Source organism: Achromobacter pulmonis (genome assembly GCF_002885955.2).
Lineage (GTDB): Bacteria > Pseudomonadota > Gammaproteobacteria > Burkholderiales > Burkholderiaceae_B > Achromobacter > Achromobacter pulmonis_A.
The window spans coordinates 1-23,326 of the sequence record NZ_POQS01000011.1 but is presented as its reverse complement, the minus strand read 5'-3'; the positions used below and the strand labels follow the sequence as shown (position 1 = coordinate 23,326).

The following is a 23,326-nucleotide window of genomic DNA, read 5'->3' as shown; positions in this document are numbered from 1 at the left end:
TATCCCTGAGTCATTACAAAATTTCTTGAAGCATCCGGCCAACGCCCTGCTGCCAGTGCGGCAGGTGCACCCCGAAGGTGGACGCCAGCAACGTGGTGTTCAAGCGCGAATTGTGCGGCCGCCGGGCCGGCGTGGGGAAGGTGTGCGTAGGCACCGGATCGATGGCCTGCACTCTCCAGGATGCATGGGGTTGCAACTGCTGGGCCTGCTCGATCACGAACTGGGCATAGCGGTGCCAGGATGTCTCACCGCTGGCCGCCAGGTGGTAAGTGCCCTGCCCTTGGCCGGTGTGCAAGACCTGCCGCAAGGCGTGCGCAGTCACGTCCGCAATCAGCTCTGCGCCTGTGGGCGCACCAAACTGGTCGTCAATCACCGTCAGTCGCTCGCGCTCCAGGGCCAGCCGCAGCATGGTCTTGGCGAAGTTGCCACCGCGCGCGGCATAGACCCAACTGGTCCGAAAAATCAGGTGCTGGCGACAGGACTGGAGAATGCGTTGCTCGCCTTCGAGCTTGGTCAACCCATACACATTCAGTGGGCCAGTGGCATCGCCTTCCTGCCAAGGGGTGTGTCCACTGCCGTTGAAGACGTAGTCCGTGCTGTAGTGCACCAGCCAGGCACCCACCTCGTGCGCGGCTTGCGCGAGCACGCCAGGGGCTTCGGCATTGAGGCGATGCGCCTGGCTCACCTCGGATTCGGCTTTGTCCACAGCGGTGTAGGCAGCGGCGTTGACTATGATCAGCGGGCGCAAGGCGTGCACGGTGCGGTGCAGGCCTTCCAAGTCGCTCAGGTCGCCGCAAAGCGGGTGATCGAGCAAGGGCAGGCCTTGCCAAGCAGGGAGATGGGCAAGCTCCTCGGGAATCAAGCCTGCACGATCCAGAGCGATCAGACAACCCAAAGGAGCCAGGCTGCGCTGCAATTCCCAGCCGACCTGGCCGTTTTTGCCGAGCAACAGGATACGGGTGGAAGATGGACTCATGAATGTGCCTCTGAAGCGACACAGGCTGCATTCAAAAGCCCAGCGGTAGATGCATCAAGCTTTTGCCAATGGCCACCGGGTACACGCTGCAGAATGTCCTTGGCCAGCAATTTGCCCAGTTCAACACCCCACTGGTCAAAGCTGTTGATGCCCCAGACCACACCACTCACAAAGGTGCGGTGTTCGTAAAGCGCCAGCAACGCCCCCAAGGCAGGTGGGTTCAAAGGCCCATCGAGCAACAGGAAGGTGCTGGGGCGGTTACCCGGAAAATCCTGATGGCCTGGCAATTGCCCCGGGCCTGCTTTTGAACCCCGCATCAAGGCTTGGGCTTGCGCAACAGCGTTGGCCAGCAGCGGTGTGTGGTGGCCTGGCAATGCATGTTCGGCCTGGCTGGCCGCCACAAACTCCACCGGTGTACGCTGCGCCCCCTGGTGCAGCCACTGAAAGAACGCATGCTGTCCATTGGTGCCAGCCTCGCCCCACAGGGCCATACCGGTGGCATAAGCCACAGCATCACCGTTCTGTCGCACGGTTTTGCCATTGCTTTCCATATCGAGCTGCTGCAAATAGGCAGGCAAGCGGCGCAAGCGGTGGTGATAAGGCGCCACGCAGCGCGAAGGCAAATGCAGGAAGCTGCTGTACCAGACGTCCAGCAGGCCAAGCAGCACGGGAGCATTCTGGGCGAGCGGCGCTTGGGCAAAGTGTGCATCCATGGCGGCCGCCCCGGCCAGCAGTTCCCGAAAACCTGCTTCCCCAATGGCGACAGCCACGGGCAAACCCACGGCAGACCACACAGAATACCGGCCACCCAGGTCAGCCGGCATGCGCAGGATGTGTTTGACACCAGCGGCCTGTGCAACATGCGGCTTGGCGGTAATGGCCACGATGCGATCAGCGGGGTTGATGCCGCTTTGCTGCAGCCAGCCAGTGGCTGAACGCAGGTTTTGCAGGGTCTCAAAGGTGGACCACGATTTGGATGCGGCAATAAACAGCGTGTGGGCGGGGTGGCAAAGTGCCAAGGTTTCGGCTAGGTCGTGCCCATCGAGGTTGGACACGACATGAATGCGCAGTTGGGTGCGCCAATAAGGCCGCAATGCTTGCAGCGCCAATTCTGGCCCCAGACTGGAACCGCCAATGCCGATATGCACCACGTCGTGAACAGTCTCGTCGGCCCGTATGGTTTCGGCCATGGCCAGCATGGCGCTCAAGTCTGCGCAATACTGTGCTATAGCGGGTGATGCTGGTTCGCTACCCGAAGTAAATGCCAAGCGCAAAGCGGCATGAACCGCTGCCTGGTGCTCAGTCTGGTTGACGATTTCACCGTTGAGCAGTTGGTTGCGCCTCTCAGGCACGCCCATTTGCATGGCCAGTGCCAGCAACTGCTCAACCACCGGGGCTTCCCACAGGTTTTTGCTGAGGTCGACCAGCATGTGGGGCGCACGCACGCTGTGCTCCTGAAAGCGCTTGGGTTCAGTGGCAAAGGCCTGACGCAAATCGAAGCCAAGCGCATAGCGGCCAGCTAACCGTTCCAACGCCTGCCATGCAGGCGTGGTTTGCGGGTTCAAGTCAGCCATAATGCCTCTGCACCCAATCCCTGTAGCTGCCGCTTTGGACGTGCTGCACCCATTCGGGGTGGCTCAGGTACCACTGCACCGTCTTGCGGATGCCGGTTTCGAAGGTTTCGGCGGGCTTCCAGCCCAGTTCGCGTTCGATCTTGCGTGCGTCGATGGCGTAGCGCCGGTCGTGGCCAGGGCGATCGGTCACGTAGGTGATTTGTTGGGCGTAGGGCTGGCCATCGGCACGCGGGCGCAATTCGTCGAGCAACTGGCATACGGTGTGCACGATATCGATGTTGGGCTTTTCGTTCCAGCCACCCACGTTGTAGGTCTCGCCCAGGCGCCCGGCTTCCAGCACGCGGCGGATGGCGCTGCAGTGGTCTTTGACGTAGAGCCAGTCGCGAATTTGCATGCCGTCGCCGTAAACCGGCAGCGGTTTGCCGGCCAGAGCGTTGACGATCATGAGCGGAATAAGCTTTTCCGGGAAGTGGTAGGGCCCGTAGTTGTTGCTGCAGTTGGTGGTGAGCACCGGCAGGCCGTAGGTGTGGTGCCAGGCGCGCACCAGGTGGTCGCTGGCGGCCTTGCTGGCGCTGTAGGGGCTGTTGGGCTCGTAGGGGTTCGTTTCCGCAAACGGCGGATCATCCTTGGACAGGGTGCCGTACACCTCGTCGGTGCTCACGTGCAAAAAACGGAAGGCGTTTCTTTCGGCTTCGGGCAAGCCGCACCAATAAGCACGCACCGCTTCGAGCAGGCGGAAGGTGCCGACGATGTTGGTCTGTATGAAGGCCTCGGGGCCGTGGATGGAACGGTCCACGTGGCTTTCGGCGGCGAAGTGCAGCACAGCCCGCGGACGGTGCTCGGCCAGCAGGCGGTCCACCAGCGTGCGGTCACCCAGGTCGCCTTGCACGAAGACGTGGCGCGCATCGCCCTGCAGGCTGGCCAGGTTCTCCAGGTTGCCGGCGTAGGTGAGTTTGTCGAGGTTGACGACGGGCTCATCGCACAGGGCCAGCCAGTCGAGCACGAAATTGCTGCCAATGAAGCCGGCACCGCCGGTGACGAGAATGGTCATGCTTCAAATCTTCCCAAAAATGGCAGCAGCAATCAGGCCCAGATTGCCAAATAAGGTTTGGCGATAGATGCCACTGCGTTTCAGGCGAATCAAACGCGGAATCAAACTCATCTGACGAGCCTTAGCAAAGCGCTCCAGCGTTTCACGATTCTCTGGCGTGAGCTTGTGCTGCAATTTGCGCAAACCAGCGATGTTGCTGTCGTTCCAGTTCTTGAAACGGCCTTCCCACAGCATGCGTATGCGTTTGAAACGCGCTGCCCAGGTGGCATTCATCCCCACTAGGGAAGGTCTGAAGAACTCGATTTCAAACATCCAAAAATCGACCTCATGACCAAAGTATTCAAAAATGGTTAAAAACTGCTCAAATCATCGCCACTTTCGGGTTGTTTGCACCCCGATCAGGCCCGTTTTCGGGCCTGTTGGCGCTTTTTGGGCGCACTTACCCTGCCACCGCCGTCAACGGGCGGCGTGCCATCCAGATATTGGACAGCGTAAACAACATTTTCAAATGCGCAGTGTTCTTGGCCAGTCCACGGAATCTGACTTTACGAAACCCGAATTGGCATTTGATGACACGAAACGGATGCTCAACCTTGGCTCGAAGACTGGATTTGGCCCGCTCAATGTTTTGCGTCAAACGATCAATTGCGCTGTTACCCAAGGCGCGCCGTTTGCCGGGGCGCATGGCAATGTGCCAGGTTACGTCACGCCCTTGGTGCTCGGGTCGTTTGTCTACGCCTTGATAACCGGCATCGCCAAAAGCCAACGTTTCTTCACCATGCAGCAACGCAGCCGCCTGAGTAACATCATGCTCATTGGCAGCGGTGCCCACCACCGTGTGGACCAGCCCGCTGTGAAGATCAACCCCAATGTGGGCCTTCATCCCAAAGTGCCACTGGTTTCCCTTTTTGGTCTGATGCATCTCGGGGTCCCGCGTGCCGCTGGCGTTCTTGGTCGAGCTGGGTGCATCGATAATTGTGGCGTCCACAATGGTGCCTTTGCGCACCTGAATGCCTTGATCCTGCAACAGCAGGTTGACCGCCTCAAGCGCTTGGTCGGCAATGTTGTGCTGCTCGAGCAGATGACGGAAGTTCAAAATGGTGGTCTCGTCCGGCACACGACCTCCAGGCAGTTTGGCAAACTGGCGCATCGAAAAGCTGTCGTACAGCGTCTCTTCCATGGCCGGGTCCGACAGCGAAAACCACAGTTGCATGAAGTAGATGCGCAGCATCGTTTCCAGCGGATACGGTGGACGACCGATGCCCGGTTTGGGGTAATGCGGATCGACCAGATCGGCAAAGAGCTTCCACGGCACCGCACGCTCCATCTTGGCCAGAAACTTCTCACGGCGCGTTTTCTTGCGTTTGCCAACGTACTCGGCTTCGGAAAAACTCAACTGGCTCATCGGGTTCACTCGGATCGGACTGTTTTCAATAACTTATATTCTGACAGGTTCGTTGGACTTGTTCAGAGGTTCCCTAGGTTGCCAGCATGCTGCCGATAACGCAGCGATGGATAGCTGTCGTAAAACACTTTGCCGCCGCAGCCAGAGACGATCATGTAAGCCCACCAGTCATGGGTAATCACTGGAGTGTCTTCTCCAGCTTCGCGCAGCAGCGCACGGGCCGCATTGTTGAAAACCATGGTATTTCCACCACCAATGTTTTGCATGAGCGCATTGGCAAAGCTCGGTGGCTTGGAAAAGAGCGGGGACAAACCGATCTCATTGTTTTCGGCATCGACCAGTCGGGTTCGCGAGCAGTAGAGGGCGGGAATATTCTCAGGAACAGTTTGAAGCCAACGAACAGCACGCTCCAGCTTGTCAGACTCCCATACATCGTCCTGGTCAGAATAGGCGTAATAATCCGCCTCGATACTCGCTCTGCAGGTCAGTGAAAGGAAGTTCGCAGCAAACCCCTCGGCTGGCCCGAAATGGATGGAAAGACGACCTGCAGGCCACTTCTGTTGGTAGGCCTCGAGGATTGAATGCGTATCGTCTTTAGATCCGTCGTCTGAAGCCCAGACTTCCCAGTTTGAGTGAGACTGGGCCTGAAAAGAATCCAGTTGCTCAGCGAGGTAGTGCTGACCGTGGTAGGTGCAAAGAAGGATTGCGACCTTGGGCAAGGCATTATTGATTTCGTGCAGAGCGTCCTTTTCAGGCATAGCTACCGCACCCGCGACAGTGGTTTCGCGGTCGGGGTGACTCTTTAAAAAGTCATTATTTGCTACAACACCAATGCCTATCTGATTGAGTTGATTCATCAACCCGCCTCCACCTGTGAAAACCCCCGCTCGCAACGCCCAGACAGCCATCTGAGACGCCCGAATTCGGGGGGGGGGGGGGTACATCGCAGCCTCCCTAAAGGCCACAAACACCCTGCCACTGCTTCAAAATTATTATGGCAAGTATACCATCCCCATTGCTTACCGACAATGTTTACTGGTAGGCGCTGGCTGGTTCGCACAAACGACAAAAGACCCCGCCTTCAGCAGCCTCCCTAGAGGGAAGCGGATGAAGACGGGGTCGATGGATGATGTTTGCTGCAGCCGCTGGCGTAGCCTACCTGGGCACACCGCGCCATTTGTCGAAGCTGCGTGCACCGGTGTAGCCGAGGTAGCCTGCACCGAAGAGCCACCATAGGCTTTCCGGCACAGCATTGAGCAGCTTAGAAAGGTTTTCAGCAGCCTGAAACACCTCGGCGGGCCACCAGATGCCGATGATGCTGCCGATCACCGACAGCAGGATCACGCCGTAGATCACGTACAGAAAGGTCGGGCGTGCCCGACTGGTCCACGGATCCGCCGAGTTGGCTTCGGCCAGGATGGCCGAGAGGCTGACCTGCATTTCCTGCAAGGCCTGCTGACCTTCGGCCTGGAACAAGGCGAGCTTGGCCTGCTCGCGCTGGGCCGGATCGGGGATCAGGCGATCGATCAGTTTGGCACCGGCTTCAAAGACGCCGGGGGCCAAGGTGGTGAAGATTGGGCTCATTGCGGGCCTCCGAAGAGTTTGATTTTGACGATGGTGCCGGCCAGGAGCGCCAGCACCAGACCGGTGACCAGCATCTTGACCAGCGTGAGACCGGCGGTTTTCTTGGCCTCGTTGAAGGCGTCGAGCAGATTCCTGAGCTCACGGATGTCGTTTGCGGCATCGGGGCCATCCAAGCCGACATCGGACAAGGCGTGACGCGCCCCACGCTCGGCGGCACGTTCCAGCAGGGTTTCAAATTCGTCATGGGGCATGACCACCATGCCATCCATCAGGTGGGGTTCGTTCATCTTCTTTCCTTTCAGATTGGGGCGGTGCTACTGTCGACACTGCCATCGGCGCTGTGCACTGCCGGGTGCTCGGCCACACAGGTGATTTCCACCTGCTCGCCACGCGGGCGCACCGCGATCACCCGGGCCAGCAGGCTCCATTGCTCGGCCACCCCGAAGGCAAAATGGGTGCGCTCGGCCGACAGGCCGGTTTCGATGGGGATGTCGGGCAGGTCGGCAAAGACCACTTGCTGCGCATCACTGCCTGGTGCCACCGCATGCGGGCCGCTGACACCGCCATCTCGTCGGCGCAGGGCCATGACGTGTGGTGTGTGCGGTATGTGCGACTGCCCATCCGTGAAATGGACAGGCTCGGACAGCGTGGCGGTGCNNNTTCATCGGGCTTCCAGGTGCGGCTGCTGAAGAATTCCACCGTCACCGCGTCCGCCGTCTCTTCGCCCGGCATCACGTACTGGATCTTGAGGCTGTTCTTGACGATGTTGCGCGGACTGAAGAGTGCCACCGGTAAGCTTCTGGCCTCATCGCGCACTAGGCGCACAATGCCGCCCTGCAGGAAGGGCACTGCCCGACCACAGCGGGCGACCCGGGTCAGTGCCTCCCAGACCGTGACCTGCTGGTCAAAGACGCCATCGAACTGATCGCCCCGGCTGGCCCAGACCTGATCCAGTTGCGCCAGTGCGACGAGATCGATCCGCGCATCGGGCAGCTTGGCCCCGTANGTCCACGGATCCGCCGAGTTGGCTTCGGCCAGGATGGCCGAGAGGCTGACCTGCATTTCCTGCAAGGCCTGCTGACCTTCGGCCTGGAACAAGGCGAGCTTGGCCTGCTCGCGCTGGGCCGGATCGGGGATCAGGCGATCGATCAGTTTGGCACCGGCTTCAAAGACGCCGGGGGCCAAGGTGGTGAAGATTGGGCTCATTGCGGGCCTCCGAAGNTGGCGCGCATGCGGATGGCGAGCAGCGTGACGTTGTCTGGGAAGGTCACGCCACCCGCTAGGTAGCCCCGGGCCTCGCCCCAGCGCACCTCGTGCCCGGCACGGGAACTGGTGCTTTTCGTGTCCAGGCGCGTGGCACGCACTTCGTATCGCCCCGCAGCGACGGGATAAAGGTACGTACGCCGCTGCGGCGTGGTCGTAGCAGCGGTCAGGCTCTCACTGCCCAGCGTGAACCAGTCGTTCAGTGGCTCGCCCTCGGCATCGATGGCTCGTGCTTCGACCTTCCAGCTGGCACTGCGGCTGTCCAGGCCGCCGGCGTCATTGGCGTAATACAGTCCGCGCGGCAACAGGATGTCGATGCCGATATGGGCGACTTCACTGTCGGCCGGGTTGATCGCAAAGCCACCGGTCCAGGTGCCGGGCAGCAGTTCCTGCCCGGCGACCTCGGGGGTAGTCACCACATCCGGGTTGAAGAGCGTGACCGGACTGCCGGGTGGCACGATCTGGTAGGTCACTTCCTCGAACGAGGCAATGGGCGTGTCTTCGATACGGAGTTGCTCGATGTCGTATTCGCCCAGGCCAATGCAATGCAGTTGGTGCAGGTACTGCTCGTTGCCTTGGTATTCGCCATAGGGCGTGGCGGCCAGGTCTGGATAAACCAGATGGTGACCATAAATCACTGGAATGGGTTGGGCCAGCCGCGCATAGTTGCCCTGACCTTGCAGGCTGTAGGTGGGCGACGGCTGCGCCAGACTCCCGCCCGACCCCGCAAAGGACGGCATATTGGGCGTGGGCAGCGGGACCAGAGCGCTGACCAAGGCGGAACCTGCCGTCATGATGATGGCCGAACCGACCGCTGTGGCCAGGTTGCCGCTGAATCCCAGGCTGGCGCCCAAGGGGCCGCCATAGACGGTCGCGACCACCATCACCGCGATCATCAGAACCGTGCGCAGGGGGTTCTTGCCGCCACCGCCACCGCCCCCGCCTTGTGGCAAGGTGATGAAGAGCAGCACCCCATCGATGGGCGTGACCGCCCAGTCGGCACGCAGCACCGGTGCGCCGTTCTTGATGCAGACGGTGGGCTGGTCGAACTCGGCAATGCCCTGGGTGACCAACCACTGACGGATGGTCTGGCCGGGGTGGGCCACCATCACTTCGCGCTGACTGGGCTGGAAGGGGTTGCGCAGCAAGATCACTGCGCCCTGATTGGCTTCGCTCACGACGACTCCACAAATCGATAGAAGCCCTCGACTCGCCAGCCATGCAGCAGGAGCTCGGGCAGTTTCTGGAAGACGACCCCCGCATCCTTGACTGCATGCAGCACGCCGCCCCCATCGACTGCCAGCCACACACCGACATGCACCGGGTAGCGGGATTGACGCAGCAGCACGGCATCGCCTTCAGCCGGTTGCGCCACGGCCACCCACCGTTGCCGCTCCGGGTGGTCGCGAAAGGTGGTCATCACGGTGCGCAGGTCGTTGGCGTCGACCGGGATTTCGGGCAGTTCTCGGCCGAAATGGTCACGCTGGATAGCAAGGAACAGCCCCCAGCAGTCGAACGCTTCTGGTCCACGCGCACCGGCGTGCCAAGGCAGCCCGATGTAGTGGGTTGCCCAGTGGACGGACGAACTCATGTTGATCCAAAACTGATTTGACATGGAATCACTATTTCACTAATATCGACGCATGCAGACCAACTTCAAACGGCCCTTTGCCCAGTACGTCAAGAAGGCGCACAAGCCCTTACGACTGGCAATTGAAGATGAGGTGGAGGTGGTGTGCGAGGCGCCGGAAGTGGGCGAACTCAAAGTGGGCGACTTGGCCGGCATCCGGGTTCACAAGTTCCGCTTCAACCGGCAGGAATACCTGATGGCCTACCGGCCACCGGTCAAGAACGCGCCCGTGGAGTTTTTGATCATCGATTTCTACCAAGTCGGCGTTCACGAGAACTTCTACGACGAACTGAAACAGTATTTGCGACATGAGAAGCAAACGGGAGAAACACCATGAACCACGCGCTCACTGCCGAGGACCTCTACACCGAGATGAAACGGATGCCGAGCACCGAGCGGGTTCGGTTTTTTTCTCTACTGGCCAGCAACGCCTTTCGGGAAGACGACTTCACCCACGATCAGGTGTTTGGCGAAACGCACCAGGAGCCCTTTTCGACCTGGGAAGCGGCCGAGTATCTGGAAGTTTCCGTGCCGACCCTGCGCCGCTATGTGCAATCGGGCAAGCTCGTCCCCAGCCATGTGGTGGGGCGCAACCAGATGTTTTCTGCGCAAACCCTGCGCGCGTTCAAGCGCAGTCGCGGGTCGCGCGCATAAGCACGGCGACTTTGCCGATTTCCTCTATCAACGGGTCAAGCCTGGGAAGGTCTTGGCGGTGTAGCTGATGCCCGGAAACGCCTTGTTGCCCACGTCCAGCATGCGCGCCCGACCAGTGATACGAAAGATGTCAGCCTCGACTTCCGTGAGCACCAGGTGGATGGGCGGATCCATCTGCGGCCCTTCCACATCAGTGGACAGATACGGCCGGTAAGTGACCTCGATCACCGACTGCGACTCGGCCGCCGCATCCAGATGCCGGACGATTTCGCGTGAGACGTTGTCGAGTGTCACTGTGATTTCTGGCACGGGCATGGTGTCGACGGGCGGCAAATCCAACTCAAAGCCCATGGCCACGAACTGCACACGCTCGCCGGCTTGCAGCGGGGCTTGAGATTCCAGCCGAGCCCACAGATCACCGGTGTCGCGCACCACCCGAATGGCAACCAACTGACCTGCGTCGTCGACGAAGGCCGGATGGCGCAACTCCAGCGTATGGAGGATGATCTGGTCCGAAGGCGCGCTGGCGTAGGCTTCTTTGATCGCTTCAGATAAAGCAGCGTTGGGCATGCTCAGAACACCACTGGATAAGGCACGAAGCTCGCCTCGTCATCGTCTTCGGGCAACTGCGACTCGCCCGCATAGCCCGACTGCAGCAATTGCCCGTCGTCGAGCAGAAACCCCGTGCCTTGCTCGGAGCTGTAGCCGTAACTGCAAATATCCACGACTTTACGGTGGGCGATCGGGACGAGTTCCGGCAGGCTGCGACTGGTCGTGTCGCCCAGGCCCAGTGCGCCGTTGCCGTTGTAGCCACAGGCGTAGACACTGCCTGCTTGGGTCAGGAACAAGGCGTAGTTGAACGAGGCCGATCCGCCGCAGACGATTTTGACGATGGTGCGCGGCAAGGCAGACACCTCGGTGAAACTGAGCACATCGGTGGTGATGCCCAGCCCCAGGTTGCCGTGGTTGTTGCGCCCGCTGGCCCACACCGAGCCGTCCTGCTTGATGACGAAGGCCTGCGGGTTGGCACCAGCACCGGTGAAGACATCGCGCACGTTCGTGGCGACCAGCACCACGCCTGTGACCGTGGTAGCTCCCGTGCCACCGACACCGTTTTCTGGGGTGCCCCAGTAGTAGAGGTTGTGATCGACGTCGATGGCAAAGCACCCCTTGTAGGCGGCCACCACATCGCGCAACACGATGCCGTTGTTGGCAAAGTGCGGCACCAACAAGGGGATGTTGTTCTGCGCGGTCACGCCGTTGCCGAGTTGCTGCTCGGCGTTGTAGCCCCAGGCATAGAGTTGGCCAGACGCAGTGAGGGCGTAATAGGTGGTGTAGCGCTCACGCCCACCGGCGATCTTGACGATGTCGCTCAAGAGCGGCACCTCGATCAAGTGGCTGCGGTTGGCGGTGTCCCCCACCCCGACTTGACCGTAGGCGTTGTAGCCGCAGGCGTGGACCTTGCCGTCGGCCGTGCGCACCAGCGTCGATGGATAGCCCTCGGTACTCAGCAGGCTGGCGACCTCCACCACCTGACGGCCGTAGACCGAGTTGGCCGGGTTGTCCGAGGTGCAATAAGGCACGGTGCTGGCCACCGTGGTTCCATTTCCCGAGGCGCCGTAGCCGTCCGTGCCCCAGGTCCAGAGCTTGCCATCCACGTCGATCGCCCAGCTCAGGCTGCTGTAGGCGAGATAAAGTTTTTCGATAGGGGTGGCACCGAAGGGGAAGGCGGCCCGCGAAGGGTAAGAGCGATCGGCGGCATTGGCCCCCGTGCCGTGCATGTAGGCGCCGTTGTCACCCCAGAATCGCACCGAGCCGTCTTCCATGACGCAGGCCCCTTTGCGGTACGAGGTGTTCACCCCCTGCGGCAGGGCCTTGACGCGCACGCCCGAGCGGCTTTCCACCGCGCCCCAGGTGGGCAGGCCACTGGCCTGGTCGATTTTGAGGACCTGCCCAGACTGCCCGGGGCTCAGGGCCGCGAGTTGCTGGCCGTCAAAGTAGATGAGGTCACCTGCCGTGCCAGCCACGTTCAGGCTGCCTTGCGCAAAGAGCTGCCAGACTGCCGCATCGCTGCCGGGCAGTACCCCGAGCGTGCCATCGACCAGGCACACCCAACTGTCGCCCTGATGGCCGACGACGTCCTGGCGCGCATAGGCTGCGCCCTCGGCATACGGACCTCGCCAGCTGAAGGCGATCTTGCCTAATGAAACGGTACCCATGATTGGCTCCAGAGAGTGTGTGTGTTTGATTGAGAAGCGACGTTCAGAAACGAACGTCAAAAGCGGATGATTGAGGGGCTGAAGCAGTGATCGCCGTCGTCGTCACCGCACTGATTGCCCGCACCCCAGGACAGCACCTGGCCACGGTCGTTGAGGGCGTGCACGGCGGCATTCACATCGCCCGCGCCATAGCCCACATAGCCCGAGAGGCTGAAGTCGATGAGGGGGCGCTCGCTGCGCACAAACCCGGTCGCGGGCCCCTCGGTGGCCACCCCATTGCCGTGCAGGCCAATCTCGTTGCGACCCCAGACCACCAGGCGCCCATCGCCACGCAAGGCCAGCCCCAGGCTGCCATAGCGACCCGCCGTGGCACGCAGCTTAGTGACACCGGTCAAATGCTCACCCCCAATGGGCAGCCAGGTCGTGGTGTTGCCCGCGTCCGAGGCAAATCCGTAGCCGCTGTAGCCGCGACCCATGACGCGGCCGTCCTGCATCAAGGCAATGCCCCGCAGATAGCCGCCATTGGCGAAGTAAGCGTCGGCCACGCCGGTCAACAGCGGGTTGTCGACCAGCGACTGGGCGTAGCCGGCCGTGGTGCCCATGCCGGTGTTGTCCGGGGTGCTGTGCTGGACATACAGATTGCCGGACTCGGTGATCAAGCCATGCACGCGCCGGTAGTCCAGGGCGGCACCGGCCGCATCGAAGTTGCGCAATTCGCTGCTGATGACCTTGCGCACACGCTGCCCGCCCAGATCCAGGCGCAGGTGACGTGGCGGGGTGTCGCCACCCAGGAAGGCCGCGCCCGACTGACCACTGGCCCAACAGTTGCCGTCGTAGTCGATCAAGTGACTGGCCGCGTAGTAGGCGCCGTTGAGGTAGGCGGTCTTGATCGGCACGTCCTGGGTAAAAGGCACCAAGGTGGCCACATTGGTGTTGGACGAACTGGCCAGTCCCAGGCTGTTGTAGCGGTTGTGCCCCCAGGCGTAGACGCGCCCCTGATCGTCCAGCGCCATGGCTTGGTAGTACGCGTAGAAATCGCTGCCCAGAAACAGATTCACGATGCGGGTGGTCTCACCGATGTCGCAGCGCCCATTGAGTCGTCGCGGCACCGGGGCGGCTCCTGTGATGCCATCGCCAGAACACAGATTGCCGGTGTTGTCACCAGAGAACCACAACCCGCCCTCGGCATCGATGTAATACGTGTTGGCGCGATTGGCCAGCACCTTGACGATGCGCGGTGTCCCGGATGGGAAGGCCACGCGGGACGGGAAGGTTCGGTAGATGTCGGCCGTGCTGCCCTCACCGAGCTGACCGTTGATGGCACGCCCCCAGCCACGCACCGAGCCATCGGTCATCACCGCCATCATGTGGTAGTTGCTCGGCATGTAGTGCGCACCGCTGTCCTGCAGGGTTTGCATGAGGGACACCGCCACCGTGCCGTTGCGGTCCTGCGGAAAGCGGAATTCGATCCCACCCTGATCGTTGGCATGCAGCACCATGCCGCCAAAGCCACCGACCGAAACCCCACCGGTGAGCAAGTGGCCTTTGAGCGTTGCATCCTGCTGGCCAAGCGCAAAGGGTTGCGGCTGGCCGTGGCGCATCACCCAGGCGCCACCTTCCTTGAAGACCACATCCCCATCCCGATAGCTCAGGTATGGCGAGTAGAGGCCACGCCAGCGGTAGCCCAGCGCCGATATATCTAGGTTCACAGTTGCACCTCCAGGGCGTTTTGATGGAGGGCAAAGGTCACCCCTTCGGCCAGAGTCCAAGCCAGGAAGTCTTGCGCATTGAAGTTGGCATCTCGTCCCTCCGTCACCAGCAGTTCAGATCCGTCGCTGGAAAGCGCGAACCCATAGAAGCGAGGCAAAGCCGCGGTGTGGACCAGCTCGTAGCCGGATTCATCGACCTTGACCTTCAGCAGCATCCCGCGTGCGCCAATCAAGGAGTCCGGCAGGCCCACTGCGAGCAGCCGGGCGATCACCTGCTGCAGCACGTCTTCGGCGTCCACCAGGATCTGGTTGCCGCTGGACTGCACCTGGTTGAGCACGGCAGTGGTGTCCGCCACGCCTTGGTCGGCCGAGGCTTGGGCACGGTCGGCTTCGCTGGCGGCGAGTTCGGCCGATGTGAGCGCGTCTTGCGCGGCGGCCTGGCTCTGGGCCAGCAGGCCGTCGGCGGCCAGGTTGATGCGGGCATCGGCGTCCGCCAGCAGCTTGGCCACGGTGGCGACCGCACCACCCTGGGTGGTCACGGTCTGCGCGGCGGTGCCGTGCACGATGGTGTGCAACAAGGCACTGTCGGCCGTGACCTGCGCGACCGCTTGATGCAGATCGGTTTGCAGACTCATAGAGGGGGCTCCAGGAATGGGATGAATGAATCAGGTATTGCTAGGCCGGCCAGCGAACCGGCAAGGTGCCGTGCACCAGTTGGTGCAGTTCGCTGCTCATGGCAAAGAGGTCGTCGGCGGAGAGCTCCAGCATCAGATTGAGCGCGCCTTCATCGAGCGTGGGCCGCTCGCGGATTTCCAGCTCGCCCTTGACGTCCCAGCGCCGGGCCGAACGCAGCTGGGCTTCGAACTGGCGGGTGAAACGGGCTTCGTGGGGCAAGAGACCCAGGCCGCCGAGCAAGGTGATTTCGAACCACTGCCCGCCCTCATCGGCGTGGTACTTGTACCAAGCCTCGAACAGGGCAAACTCGAACTCGCTGAACAGCCAGCGCACGGTGATGCGCGTGGGCGTTTGCCGAAACCGGCGACGCTGGCGTGCCGGACCCGACTCCATGTCGGTGCGCAACACCGCCTCTTGCGGGGTCAGGCCATAGCCTTCGACCGAGGGCAGCGGCAGTGTTGTAGGCCAGGTGATGTTCATCGCATCGCCCCTGCGGCGGGGTTCAATCCGTAGCGCCGCTCCAGCGTCGGCGCCAGCCCGGAGCCTTGCGAGATCGACCGGGCCATGCGCGCTTCCATTTGTTCGACGATGACATCAAGCCGGGTGCTGCCATCGGGCTGCTGTTGTTGCTCGACGCGGGTTTCCACCCCGCTGGCGCGGTTGATCACGTTCACTTCCACATGGACTTGGGGTTTGGTGGCAACGGCCCCACCCAGTGCCCGCAATTGCCCCGGCGTGAACACCGCCTCCCCTTGTCGGGCGATGATCGGCACTTCGCCCGAGACCAGGCCCCCGGTATGGAAACGACGCGCACCGGCAAACAGGGTGGCACTCACCTGACGCGATGGCAGGCCGTCGCTACCGAGCAGGCCCCCGCTGTGCGCGATATTGGCGTTCACGCCCATCAGGTCACCGGAGCCCAAAGGCAGCGCGGCACTGGCCGCCGGCGCAAACAGGCTCATCGCAAAGTTCGCCAGCGGCAAGGTGATCGCGCGCTGGATCTGGATGCGGATCAGGTCGCTGATGATGGAGTTGGCCAGGCTGTTGAAGTCCAGCTTGCCGGTCATCACAAACTGGGTGAGCGCGTCCTCCATGGATTTGAAGGCGCCCGTCACCGCGCGTTCGGCCTGCTTGGCGGCATTGGTGGCGTCCTCGATGTAGGTGCGCAGCGCCGCCTTGGCGCCGAACTCGGTGCTGCGCTGGTATTCGGCGTTGGCCCGAATGAGGTTTTCCATGATGGGCAGCTGACGCGCCAGTGCATCGTTGATGGCTTCGATCGTCTGGGCGCGCAGATCGGCGTCCTGGATCTGGCTGGCTTCCTTGCGCGCGGCGGTGGCGGACTTTTCGAGTTCGTTGCGGGCTTGCAGGACGGCACGTTCGCTCGCCGACAGATCCAGCATCTCGCGCTGCAGTTGCAGGGCTTCGATGCGCTGACGATTGCCACCGATCAGCCCCTCGGTGATCTTGCGGGCGGCCGCCTCTTCCTTCTCGTAGGCCTCGAAGGCTTTGTCTTTTTCCTTCTGGCGCTCGATGGCTTCGAGCACCTGGATGTACTGCTCGGCTTGCGCCGCCACCCCCTGGTAGCCCTTGGCCTCGATCTGCAAGGCGCGCGCACGCAGCTCCGCCGCTTCGCCTTCCTGGGTGCGCAGGAGCCGGGTGCGCAGCTGGTTGAGGAAGGCCTCGCCCTCATCGGGCTTGGCGGCAGCCGACGGCCTGGCAAATGCGCTCAGATCCAGATTGGCGGGCGGCCGGGGCGCACGGGGCACCGTCGGCAGGAAGCGGTCGTAGATGGCCTGAACTTCCCGGGCCTGCGCTTCGGTGTCGAGCACAAAGCGCTGGCCCATGACGCGCACTGTGCGACGCTGCTCGTCAAAGAAGCGGGCCACGCGATCGGTATAGCCCGGGTTCTGGTTGATGTTGAATAGCCGGTCATTGGCGGCACGCACATAGTCGTCACGTGCCGTTTGCAGTTTGGCGATTTCGGCATCGATCGCCTGGGCATCGAACCCATAGTTCTTGTAGAAGGTCAGCAGTTCGGTCTTGAACCAGGTCTCGATGTCCTTGCCCACCACCGACAGGCTGTCAAAGGGCTGGGCGATCACGCGCTTCAAGAGCACCGCTGACTCGGCGATGAAGGCCAGGCCCGAGGCGACGGATTCCAGAAACGCCAGCGTGGCCTCCCGGTTGGACGTGATGCGCTGCAGCTCATTGCTGAAGCTGCCCGTCTCTGTCTGCGCCAGGATCACCTGCTCGGTGAAGTCGGCCAGCACCGGAATGACGGCCGCGCCGATCTGGCGCTGCACGCCCTCGAAGATGGCCGAGAGACGCGTGAGGTTGTCGTTGAAGACTTCAGACGCACGCGCCACGTCTTCTGACATCACCAGGCCCAGGCGCTGCGCTTCTTCCATCAGCGCGGTGATGCCCTCTCGCCCCTGGTTGAGGAAGGGGATCAGGTTCAACCCTTCGCGGCCAAAGAGCTTGATGGCCAAGGCCGCCTTGTCTGCGCCGTCGGGCATGTCGGCGAATTTTTCGGCCAGATCCAGCAAGACCTGCTCGGTTGGCCGGATCTGCCCATGGGCGTCGGTGGCCGCCACACCCAGCGCCAGCAAGGCCTTGCTGCCTTCGGCGCCCTCGAAGCGGCTGTCAAACAACGCAACAGACAGGCGCTGCAGCCCCTTGGTCAGCCCTTCAGTGCTGACGTCCGAGAGCTTGGCGGCGTAGTCCAGCGCCGTGAGCGCTTCAACCGAGACACCGGTCTTTTGCGAGAGCTTGAAGAACTCATCGCCCACACGGGCCACGGGCATGACCAGGGCGGTGATGCCCACGCCCAAGGCGGCAATGCTGGCGCCCGCCATCAAACCGGCGGGGCCGAGTTTGCCCAGGACCGAGCCAAGCACGCCAAGCCGATCGGTGGCGGCCTGCAGTTGGAACTTGGCATCGTTAGCGGCAGACGACAGCAGTTTCAGACCCCCAGACGCTGGTGTGGCCGCCGCCTCGATTTTCTTGAGCGAGCGCTCCCCCTTCTCACCAATCTCGGACAGCTCGGCTTTGACCTTGCCGCCGTCGACCACGGACAAGCGGATGGAGAGGTTGCGTTCGGCCATGGGAAGAAGAAATCCGATATCGGGTGAATCGTGGGTCTATGTGTCTTGTTGCAATGTGCTCATCAGGCCCGCCTCGACCGCCGGGAAGAGATCGATTGCCGTCGCGCGATCGAGCCCCGTGCACTCGCAAGCCAGCATCCAGGCATTGAGGTCGAGCCCCACCACACGGCCCTGCGCCATGCGCAACTGGCTGGCACAGATGTCAATCGCACTGGCGGCTTGCCAGCCTTCCAGGCTCTCGGGCGCGTTCATGGCGTACGGGCACTCGGGACAGGGTTCAGGGCAGGCGCTGCAATAGCTCGGCCCGCCACCGAAGTGCCACGCGGTGCGGGCCTTCAGGCGTTTTTTTCGGAGTCCAGCGCGTAGAGGCCGGCGAGGTATTCGCGCTCGAAGGCATCAGCCAGCAGCCAGTGCTCCATCAGCGCTGCGACACCCTCAGGCGTGACAGGAGCCGGTTTGCCCTTGTCGTCGGCCACACCTTCCCAAGCCAGCACAGCCAGCTTGGCCAGTTCCGTGATGAGCGTCGCGGTGCGCTCCCCGGCCGCAGCGGTATCTGTGCCGGCGACTTTGGAGGCGGCATGGCGCGCGGCCATGACGAGCGCGGTGGTGGCCGGACGCACCTGCAGGCGCACGCCAGCAGCCAGCGTGATCCAGTGCGGCTCACGCGGGAGATTGAGTTTGATCATGAGAAACCTCGGTCGGGTGATCAGTAAGAAGAAACGTCGTTCACCAGTTCGACGGTGAACATGCGCGCCATGCCGGTGGCCTTGGCGGCTTGCCACTCGAAGGTGGCCTGAATGCCGCCGGGCCCGGAGATGGACAGCTTGGGTTTGGGCAGATACACCTCGTGCGCGATGAAGGTCAGTCGGTGATCGGCATCGATCGCGTAGCCGAAGGTCAACTCCAGCGGCGTGTTGTTCGTGGCGGCATCGATCAGCGTGGTGTCGGCAAAGCGCACCTCCAGGTTGCCGGTGAGGCTGGCGACCGTCGGATCGGCTCCATCGATCTTGCCGTCCGAGCGGATGGTCTCGATGCGCTCGAGGTTGTTGGCATAGGTCAGCTGCGCCGAAACCACGTTACCCAGCGCCAGGCCTTCTCGGAGGATTTGGCCCTGGAACTGATTGAAGCGCTGCAACTCCAGCGTGCTCGGGGTGTCATCCAGCGTGGCGGTGCGCCGCACTTCGCCCTGGGCCACCAGCCCCACCGTGGCGTTCGCGGCTCCCGAGCGGGCAAAGCCCACCTGCAGGCTGTTGACCATGACGCCGGAAGCGACGAACCAGGCAGGGATGTCTGGCAGACCCGTTTCCAGCGTCAGGCTGGGCAGGCTCGGCTTGCCAGAAGTGAAGGTATGGGTCGCCACACCAGTCCCCACCGAGGTGGGCTCGCCCAGCAAGGCCTTGAGCCACAGACCGATGTGCCGCACGTCCAGCGGCACGACCATGTCGCCCTCGACCTTGATCACGTCGCGGATCGGGGCACTCGGATCCCGGCCAAGGCCGATCAGGTCGTTGGCGATCAGCCCCTGCTCAGAGCCGAGTGAGGTGGATACAAAGGGCAGCTGCCAGTAGCCATCTACCGGGGTGCTGCCATAGGTGGATTCGAACGCGGCCAAGAGGCTGGCGTTCGCGCCGTAGGCACGGGCCATACAGTACTCCTTGTGGATGTGATTTGAGATGTGATTTCAGGAAAGCGGTCCGGCACTGCTGTAGTGCAGGACCACCGGCAGCAGACAGGCCTTGATGCCGCTGGTCCCATCGGGGGCCAGTTCATCGAACTTCGGCTGACCGATTTCGGCGTACTCGACGACACCGGCGAGCGTTCGGTCGGCTTCGATCAGTGTGGCGAGCTCGGTAAGCAGGCCATCCATGCGTGAATCACGCGCAGCGGCATCCGGGTCGGCGACAAACAGTTCGATGGCCACATGGTGCTGCCAGTGGTAGGTCAGCGGCGAGAGCGACACCTCGGGCTCGCCCATTTCGCCGTCGCGCAGGATGGCCATGGCGTGGTCAGCTATGCGCTCAGGTAACGCGGCGTTGCGTTTAACCGTGGCGCCTGAGGTACCCAGGGACAGCTGGCCCAGCAGGACGAACAGTGCGCCGATCGCGTTTTCTCTTTGGCTCATGACGCTGCCCCTTTGCGGTCGGCTTCATCGAAACGGTTGGCAATGCGCTGGGCCAGCGTGCTGATCCACCGGCGCGAGCTGCGGTCGATGTCGAATTTCTTCTTCAGGGTCACTTGGGGCACGAGCAGGAACATCGGGACCGTGACCAGCCCTCGGCCAGTGGTCTGGGCCTTTTGTGAGGCGGCGGAGAAACCACCGCGTTGGCCTTGGCGGGCGCGCTGGTTTTCTGCGACGAGAAGGGAGGGTTTGCCTCGACGGTAGATAAAACGCAGGCGCTGGCCGCGAATCTTTTCCCAAAGACCGGGGGTCATGCGTTTGCCGCGTGGGCCTTTGCCGGCAGCCGGCAGCGGGATCGCCAGCCAGAACCCATCCTTGGAACGGATGGTGGCCCCCTGATCATGGGCGCCGACGATGACGGGCGCCCGGCTATAGACCAGGCCTGCGGCCTTGATGCTCAGTTTGCCTTTGGGATAGACCTCAGCGCGCCAGGTGTTGGCCAAGCGCTGGCCGAGGCCCGCGCCGGTGACCTGGCTGCGCAACTCGGTCTTGAGGCCATCGGTGGCTTCACGGATGGAATGCGTGACCGCCTGTTCAGCAATGCGCACTTCATCGGCCAGCATCTGATCCAGATTGCCAGCAAGTGCCGCTATGAGCTTCATAGCGGTGCTCCAGTCAGCGTCCAGATCAAGCGGTCCCGATCCGCCAGGGGTTCACCCACCACCTGGTAGGTCTGGCCGGCAACAGTGAAGCGCTCGCCCTCGCGGGGAGATGCAACGTCACGAGCCATCACATCGAAGCGGTGGGTGGCCAGTGCCAACCGGGTGTCGCCGAAGGACTCGACCACATCGGCCTGTTTGGCGATGAATCGCGTGGCGATCACGCGACCATCGGCCAGCCGGTAGGTGCCGGGCACCCCCAACCGGGCAAACAGGCGCGAGACCGCGCGCTCAAACGCAACTGGCATCGGATCAGGCGGTTAGCTTGATCAGCACGCCCGGGCGGTGGCACATGGGCAGCGGATTGCTCTGGGTGTGCAGATCGGTGCCACGGTCGAACTGGCGAGGAGCCTGCTTGGCGTACAGCGACTGGCCCAGCGTGTTGACCGTCTCGTTGAAGTCGGCCGGGGCGAAGTAGGTGCCGAAGGTATCGACCGTGCCGAGCGGAAAGGCATGGGCTTCGCCCGCAGTAATGAAGCGGCGGGTACCCAGATCCCCATTGGCCTGCAGGTAGGCGGCTTGGCCCCGGTATTCCTCGAAGGTGACCCCGGCGTAGGTGAAGCCCGAACGCACGTCGTTGATCAGAACCGCACCCTGCTGCCAGTTGGTGTAGGCGGTCTTGACCTCCTTGTGGGTGGTCAGTGCCCGGAAGAATTCTGGTGAGCAAAGCACATGCACACCGGTCATGAATTCACCCTGCAGGGCGTCTTCAATCTTGGTCAGCAGGTCGTAGCAGTGGCCCTTGACCTCGCTGTTGGCATTGGCCAGATCGAAGTTGACCGATTGCGGCGTGATCTGGAATTCGGTGAACAGGTTGCTGATGACGCTGCCATCGGCATCCAGGATTTCACCCTTCAATGCACCCATGCGCAGGTGCTCCAGCGTGATCGCGTGCTTGTTGCGCATGGTCTCCAGGTGACGAGCGAGCACGCCGGAGATGGCTTCCATCTCGGTCTCGGAGCCGAAGGCACGGATGCCCTGGACCTCTTCGGGCAGGACCACATCGTCGTGCGGGATGTGCGGAATGACGAAGGAGCGCAGTTTGCGTTTGCCACGTTCACCGACCGTGCCGGGCGAGCCAGGCGGCTTGGTGGGCAGCAGGTTGAGCTTACCGGCGTACTCCTCGACGATGATCTGGCGGGTGCGCACCGGCTTGGCCGGGAACAGGTTCAAAGCCTCCAGGCGGCCATAGCGGTTGGGGATGAGGTTGATGGCGGCGGTGAGGCTGGCCATCGAGAATCCAGGGTTCAGAAACGGGTTGTTCATTCGAGGCTCCAGAAATGACGAAACCCGCGCAAGCCAGACGGCCAGGCGGGTTCGGGGGAATGGAAAAACGGATGGTGTTTACGCGGATTCACGCACCAGCACACCGCGCTCGGCCAGTTGCTGCTCGTAGGCCATGCGCTGGGCGCCGGTGAGGGAAAGCGGCCAGACCAGCGCGGTCTTGGCCACGATGGCGTGGCGCACGATCAGGATGGCATCGCCGCGGTCGGCATTGGTGGCATCGATGGCGTTGGCGAGCACCCCGATTGCGGACTCGGTACCGTCTGTGGCGGCCGGGTCGATGGCGTAGTGCTTGCCATCGCTGGCGTTGCGGCCGAGTACCGTGCCCAAGGGCAGGTTCTGGCCAGCGGCGATGGTGGCGACGTCACGCGAGTAGCGGTTGGGGGCTTCGTACTTCAAGAGGTCGCCGAGGTTGTTTTGTTCGGTGATGGAGGTCATGGTTCAGTCCTTTCTGGGTCTGGTGCGTCAGGCCTGGGCCGTGAGTTTTTTGACGGCGGCCACTATGGGTGAGGCTTCTGGGCGGTCGATGTTTTGCGTGCCAGCATCCACGGTGATGGTCGAGCGGATGTCATCGGCCTCAGACCGTGCCGCACGGGCGTCAATCAGGACGCGCCGGACGTCAGCTTCGGTCTTGCCGGCGGCGATGAACTCGGCCGCGCGGTCGGGGCAGCCGGCCAGCAGACAAACCTCGGCGATGGCCTGGGCAGCCTGAGTCACCTCTCGGCGGGCTTCAGCCACCAGCACGGCAGCTTCGTCGGTGCTGATGGTGTCGTTAGGCTCGATCACTTTCTCTTCTTCATTCATGGTCATTTCCTTCTTCAAGGGTGCCGCCTCAGCACGGATGACGCCCCGCACCTGAGACGGCGGATGGTTACGGGCGTTGAGATACGAGTGGAATTCGCTGAGGGTGGCCTCCAACGTCTGGAGGCCATCGGCCAGTCCTTGGGCCACAGCATTGCTGCCGAAGAAGAGTCCAGCCTCGGTGGCGCGCACGGCATCAACGTCCAGGTCTCGCATCGCAGCCACGTGCTCGGTGAAGATGGCGTAGAGCCGATCCACTTCGCCTTGCAGCTCGGTCTTGGCAGCATCCGACAAGGGCTCGTGAGGCGAGTAGTCGTTCTTGTGGGCGCCCGCCGTGATAGCGGTGAACCGATAGCCGTCCTTGGCATCCTTGACTGACTGATCGACATGGAGCGCAATCACGCCGATGGATCCGACCCCACCCGTTTCCGTCACAAACAGCCGCTGGGCGCTGGCGGCAATCGCATAGGCCGCTGAATACGCGGCATCGTTGGCCACCGCCCAGACGGGTTTCATGGCTGCTGCCTCGCGCACACGACGGGCCAACTCGAAACTGCCC

General features: G+C 62.3%; 28 protein-coding genes. 2 read left to right on the top strand and 26 right to left on the bottom strand.

What is annotated here, in order from left to right:
- Positions 1 to 13: 13 nt before the first annotated feature.
- From rfbD to C1I89_RS30825, 11 genes are all read right to left on the bottom strand, one after another.
- The gene (rfbD, locus tag C1I89_RS30880) at positions 14 to 976 is read right to left on the bottom strand and encodes a dTDP-4-dehydrorhamnose reductase (protein WP_102776082.1); all 963 of its coding nucleotides are present in this window, start codon (positions 974 to 976) and stop codon (positions 14 to 16) included.
- Complete coding sequence (gene pgi / locus C1I89_RS30875) at positions 973 to 2,550, bottom strand: glucose-6-phosphate isomerase (protein WP_102776081.1); 1,578 nt, start codon at positions 2,548 to 2,550, stop codon at positions 973 to 975. Before pgi ends, rfbD begins: the two co-directional genes overlap by 4 nt.
- On the bottom strand, positions 2,543 to 3,601 hold the full coding sequence (gene rfbB, locus C1I89_RS30870; RefSeq protein ID WP_102776080.1) for a dTDP-glucose 4,6-dehydratase: 1,059 nt from the start codon (positions 3,599 to 3,601) through the stop codon (positions 2,543 to 2,545). The genes pgi and rfbB overlap by 8 nt, the downstream gene beginning before the upstream one ends.
- Positions 3,602 to 3,604: 3 nt before the next feature.
- Positions 3,605 to 3,913, bottom strand: coding sequence for a hypothetical protein (locus C1I89_RS30865; RefSeq protein ID WP_181391093.1), 309 nt, complete (start codon positions 3,911 to 3,913; stop codon positions 3,605 to 3,607).
- Between the two features lie 127 nt (positions 3,914 to 4,040).
- On the bottom strand, positions 4,041 to 5,006 hold the full coding sequence (locus C1I89_RS30860; protein WP_102770808.1) for an IS5 family transposase: 966 nt from the start codon (positions 5,004 to 5,006) through the stop codon (positions 4,041 to 4,043).
- A 62-nt stretch (positions 5,007 to 5,068) separates the two neighbouring features.
- Complete coding sequence (locus tag C1I89_RS30855) at positions 5,069 to 5,863, bottom strand: glycosyltransferase family 2 protein (protein WP_258231556.1); 795 nt, start codon at positions 5,861 to 5,863, stop codon at positions 5,069 to 5,071.
- Positions 5,864 to 6,161: 298 nt separating this feature from the next.
- Complete coding sequence (locus C1I89_RS30850) at positions 6,162 to 6,590, bottom strand: holin family protein (RefSeq protein ID WP_102776079.1); 429 nt, start codon at positions 6,588 to 6,590, stop codon at positions 6,162 to 6,164.
- A complete protein-coding gene (locus tag C1I89_RS30845) occupies positions 6,587 to 6,877 on the bottom strand; it encodes a DUF6127 family protein (protein ID WP_019484518.1) in 291 nt (96 codons plus the stop codon). The genes C1I89_RS30850 and C1I89_RS30845 overlap by 4 nt, the downstream gene beginning before the upstream one ends.
- Before the next feature lie 118 nt (positions 6,878 to 6,995).
- Positions 6,996 to 7,796: a host specificity factor TipJ family phage tail protein gene (locus C1I89_RS34950; RefSeq protein ID WP_219929623.1), complete on the bottom strand. Its 801-nt coding sequence runs from the start codon at positions 7,794 to 7,796 to the stop codon at positions 6,996 to 6,998.
- Positions 7,793 to 8,593 (bottom strand): TipJ family phage tail tip protein, encoded by an 801-nt coding sequence (gene gpJ / locus C1I89_RS36060; RefSeq protein ID WP_440130676.1) that lies wholly within the window; start codon positions 8,591 to 8,593, stop codon positions 7,793 to 7,795. Before gpJ ends, C1I89_RS34950 begins: the two co-directional genes overlap by 4 nt.
- Positions 8,594 to 9,027: 434 nt before the next feature.
- Positions 9,028 to 9,444, bottom strand: coding sequence for an NlpC/P60 family protein (locus C1I89_RS30825; RefSeq protein ID WP_102776119.1), 417 nt, complete (start codon positions 9,442 to 9,444; stop codon positions 9,028 to 9,030).
- A 52-nt stretch (positions 9,445 to 9,496) separates the two neighbouring features.
- On the opposite strand from C1I89_RS30825, the gene C1I89_RS30820 reads away from it, so the two are divergent.
- Together C1I89_RS30820 and C1I89_RS30815 are read left to right on the top strand one after the other, a co-directional pair.
- The gene (locus C1I89_RS30820) at positions 9,497 to 9,820 is read left to right on the top strand and encodes a type II toxin-antitoxin system RelE/ParE family toxin (RefSeq protein ID WP_102776078.1); all 324 of its coding nucleotides are present in this window, start codon (positions 9,497 to 9,499) and stop codon (positions 9,818 to 9,820) included.
- Positions 9,817 to 10,137, top strand: a complete 321-nt coding sequence (locus C1I89_RS30815; RefSeq protein ID WP_102776077.1) for a helix-turn-helix domain-containing protein — start codon at positions 9,817 to 9,819, stop codon at positions 10,135 to 10,137. The genes C1I89_RS30820 and C1I89_RS30815 overlap by 4 nt, the downstream gene beginning before the upstream one ends.
- Positions 10,138 to 10,164: 27 nt before the next feature.
- On the opposite strand, the gene C1I89_RS30810 is transcribed toward C1I89_RS30815, so the two are convergent.
- From C1I89_RS30810 to C1I89_RS30740, 15 genes are all read right to left on the bottom strand, one after another.
- Positions 10,165 to 10,707, bottom strand: coding sequence for a DUF1833 family protein (locus C1I89_RS30810; RefSeq protein ID WP_102776076.1), 543 nt, complete (start codon positions 10,705 to 10,707; stop codon positions 10,165 to 10,167).
- 2 nt (positions 10,708 to 10,709) lie between these two features.
- Entirely contained in the window at positions 10,710 to 12,356 is a 1,647-nt protein-coding gene (locus C1I89_RS30805) for an RCC1 domain-containing protein (RefSeq protein ID WP_102776075.1), read from the bottom strand.
- A gap of 56 nt (positions 12,357 to 12,412) precedes the next feature.
- The gene (locus C1I89_RS30800; protein ID WP_146196958.1) at positions 12,413 to 14,065 is read right to left on the bottom strand and encodes an RCC1 domain-containing protein; all 1,653 of its coding nucleotides are present in this window, start codon (positions 14,063 to 14,065) and stop codon (positions 12,413 to 12,415) included.
- Positions 14,062 to 14,700, bottom strand: a complete 639-nt coding sequence (locus tag C1I89_RS30795) for a hypothetical protein (protein WP_102776073.1) — start codon at positions 14,698 to 14,700, stop codon at positions 14,062 to 14,064. The genes C1I89_RS30800 and C1I89_RS30795 overlap by 4 nt, the downstream gene beginning before the upstream one ends.
- 40 nt (positions 14,701 to 14,740) lie before the next feature.
- The gene (locus C1I89_RS30790) at positions 14,741 to 15,220 is read right to left on the bottom strand and encodes a hypothetical protein (RefSeq protein ID WP_102776072.1); all 480 of its coding nucleotides are present in this window, start codon (positions 15,218 to 15,220) and stop codon (positions 14,741 to 14,743) included.
- On the bottom strand, positions 15,217 to 17,844 hold the full coding sequence (locus tag C1I89_RS30785) for a phage tail tape measure C-terminal domain-containing protein (protein WP_102776071.1): 2,628 nt from the start codon (positions 17,842 to 17,844) through the stop codon (positions 15,217 to 15,219). The genes C1I89_RS30790 and C1I89_RS30785 overlap by 4 nt, the downstream gene beginning before the upstream one ends.
- A 36-nt stretch (positions 17,845 to 17,880) precedes the next feature.
- Positions 17,881 to 18,096 carry a hypothetical protein gene (locus tag C1I89_RS30780; protein WP_011886378.1) on the bottom strand — a complete coding sequence of 72 codons (216 nt, stop codon included), beginning with the start codon at positions 18,094 to 18,096 and terminating at the stop codon, positions 17,881 to 17,883.
- A gap of 83 nt (positions 18,097 to 18,179) precedes the next feature.
- On the bottom strand, positions 18,180 to 18,530 hold the full coding sequence (locus C1I89_RS30775) for a hypothetical protein (RefSeq protein WP_102776070.1): 351 nt from the start codon (positions 18,528 to 18,530) through the stop codon (positions 18,180 to 18,182).
- Between the two features lie 20 nt (positions 18,531 to 18,550).
- Positions 18,551 to 19,489, bottom strand: a complete 939-nt coding sequence (locus C1I89_RS30770) for a phage tail tube protein (RefSeq protein WP_102776069.1) — start codon at positions 19,487 to 19,489, stop codon at positions 18,551 to 18,553.
- A 36-nt stretch (positions 19,490 to 19,525) separates the two neighbouring features.
- Entirely contained in the window at positions 19,526 to 19,966 is a 441-nt protein-coding gene (locus C1I89_RS30765) for an acyl-CoA transferase (RefSeq protein WP_146196957.1), read from the bottom strand.
- Positions 19,963 to 20,625 (bottom strand): DUF6441 family protein, encoded by a 663-nt coding sequence (locus tag C1I89_RS30760; protein ID WP_102776067.1) that lies wholly within the window; start codon positions 20,623 to 20,625, stop codon positions 19,963 to 19,965. The genes C1I89_RS30765 and C1I89_RS30760 overlap by 4 nt, the downstream gene beginning before the upstream one ends.
- The gene (locus C1I89_RS30755) at positions 20,622 to 20,930 is read right to left on the bottom strand and encodes a head-tail joining protein (protein ID WP_102776066.1); all 309 of its coding nucleotides are present in this window, start codon (positions 20,928 to 20,930) and stop codon (positions 20,622 to 20,624) included. The genes C1I89_RS30760 and C1I89_RS30755 overlap by 4 nt, the downstream gene beginning before the upstream one ends.
- A gap of 4 nt (positions 20,931 to 20,934) precedes the next feature.
- Positions 20,935 to 21,948, bottom strand: a complete 1,014-nt coding sequence (locus C1I89_RS30750) for a major capsid protein (RefSeq protein WP_102776065.1) — start codon at positions 21,946 to 21,948, stop codon at positions 20,935 to 20,937.
- Between the two features lie 78 nt (positions 21,949 to 22,026).
- Positions 22,027 to 22,404 carry a head decoration protein gene (locus C1I89_RS30745; protein WP_102776064.1) on the bottom strand — a complete coding sequence of 126 codons (378 nt, stop codon included), beginning with the start codon at positions 22,402 to 22,404 and terminating at the stop codon, positions 22,027 to 22,029.
- A 27-nt stretch (positions 22,405 to 22,431) separates the two neighbouring features.
- A partial coding sequence (locus tag C1I89_RS30740) for a S49 family peptidase (protein WP_102776063.1) occupies positions 22,432 to 23,326 on the bottom strand: 895 nt, incomplete at its 5' end.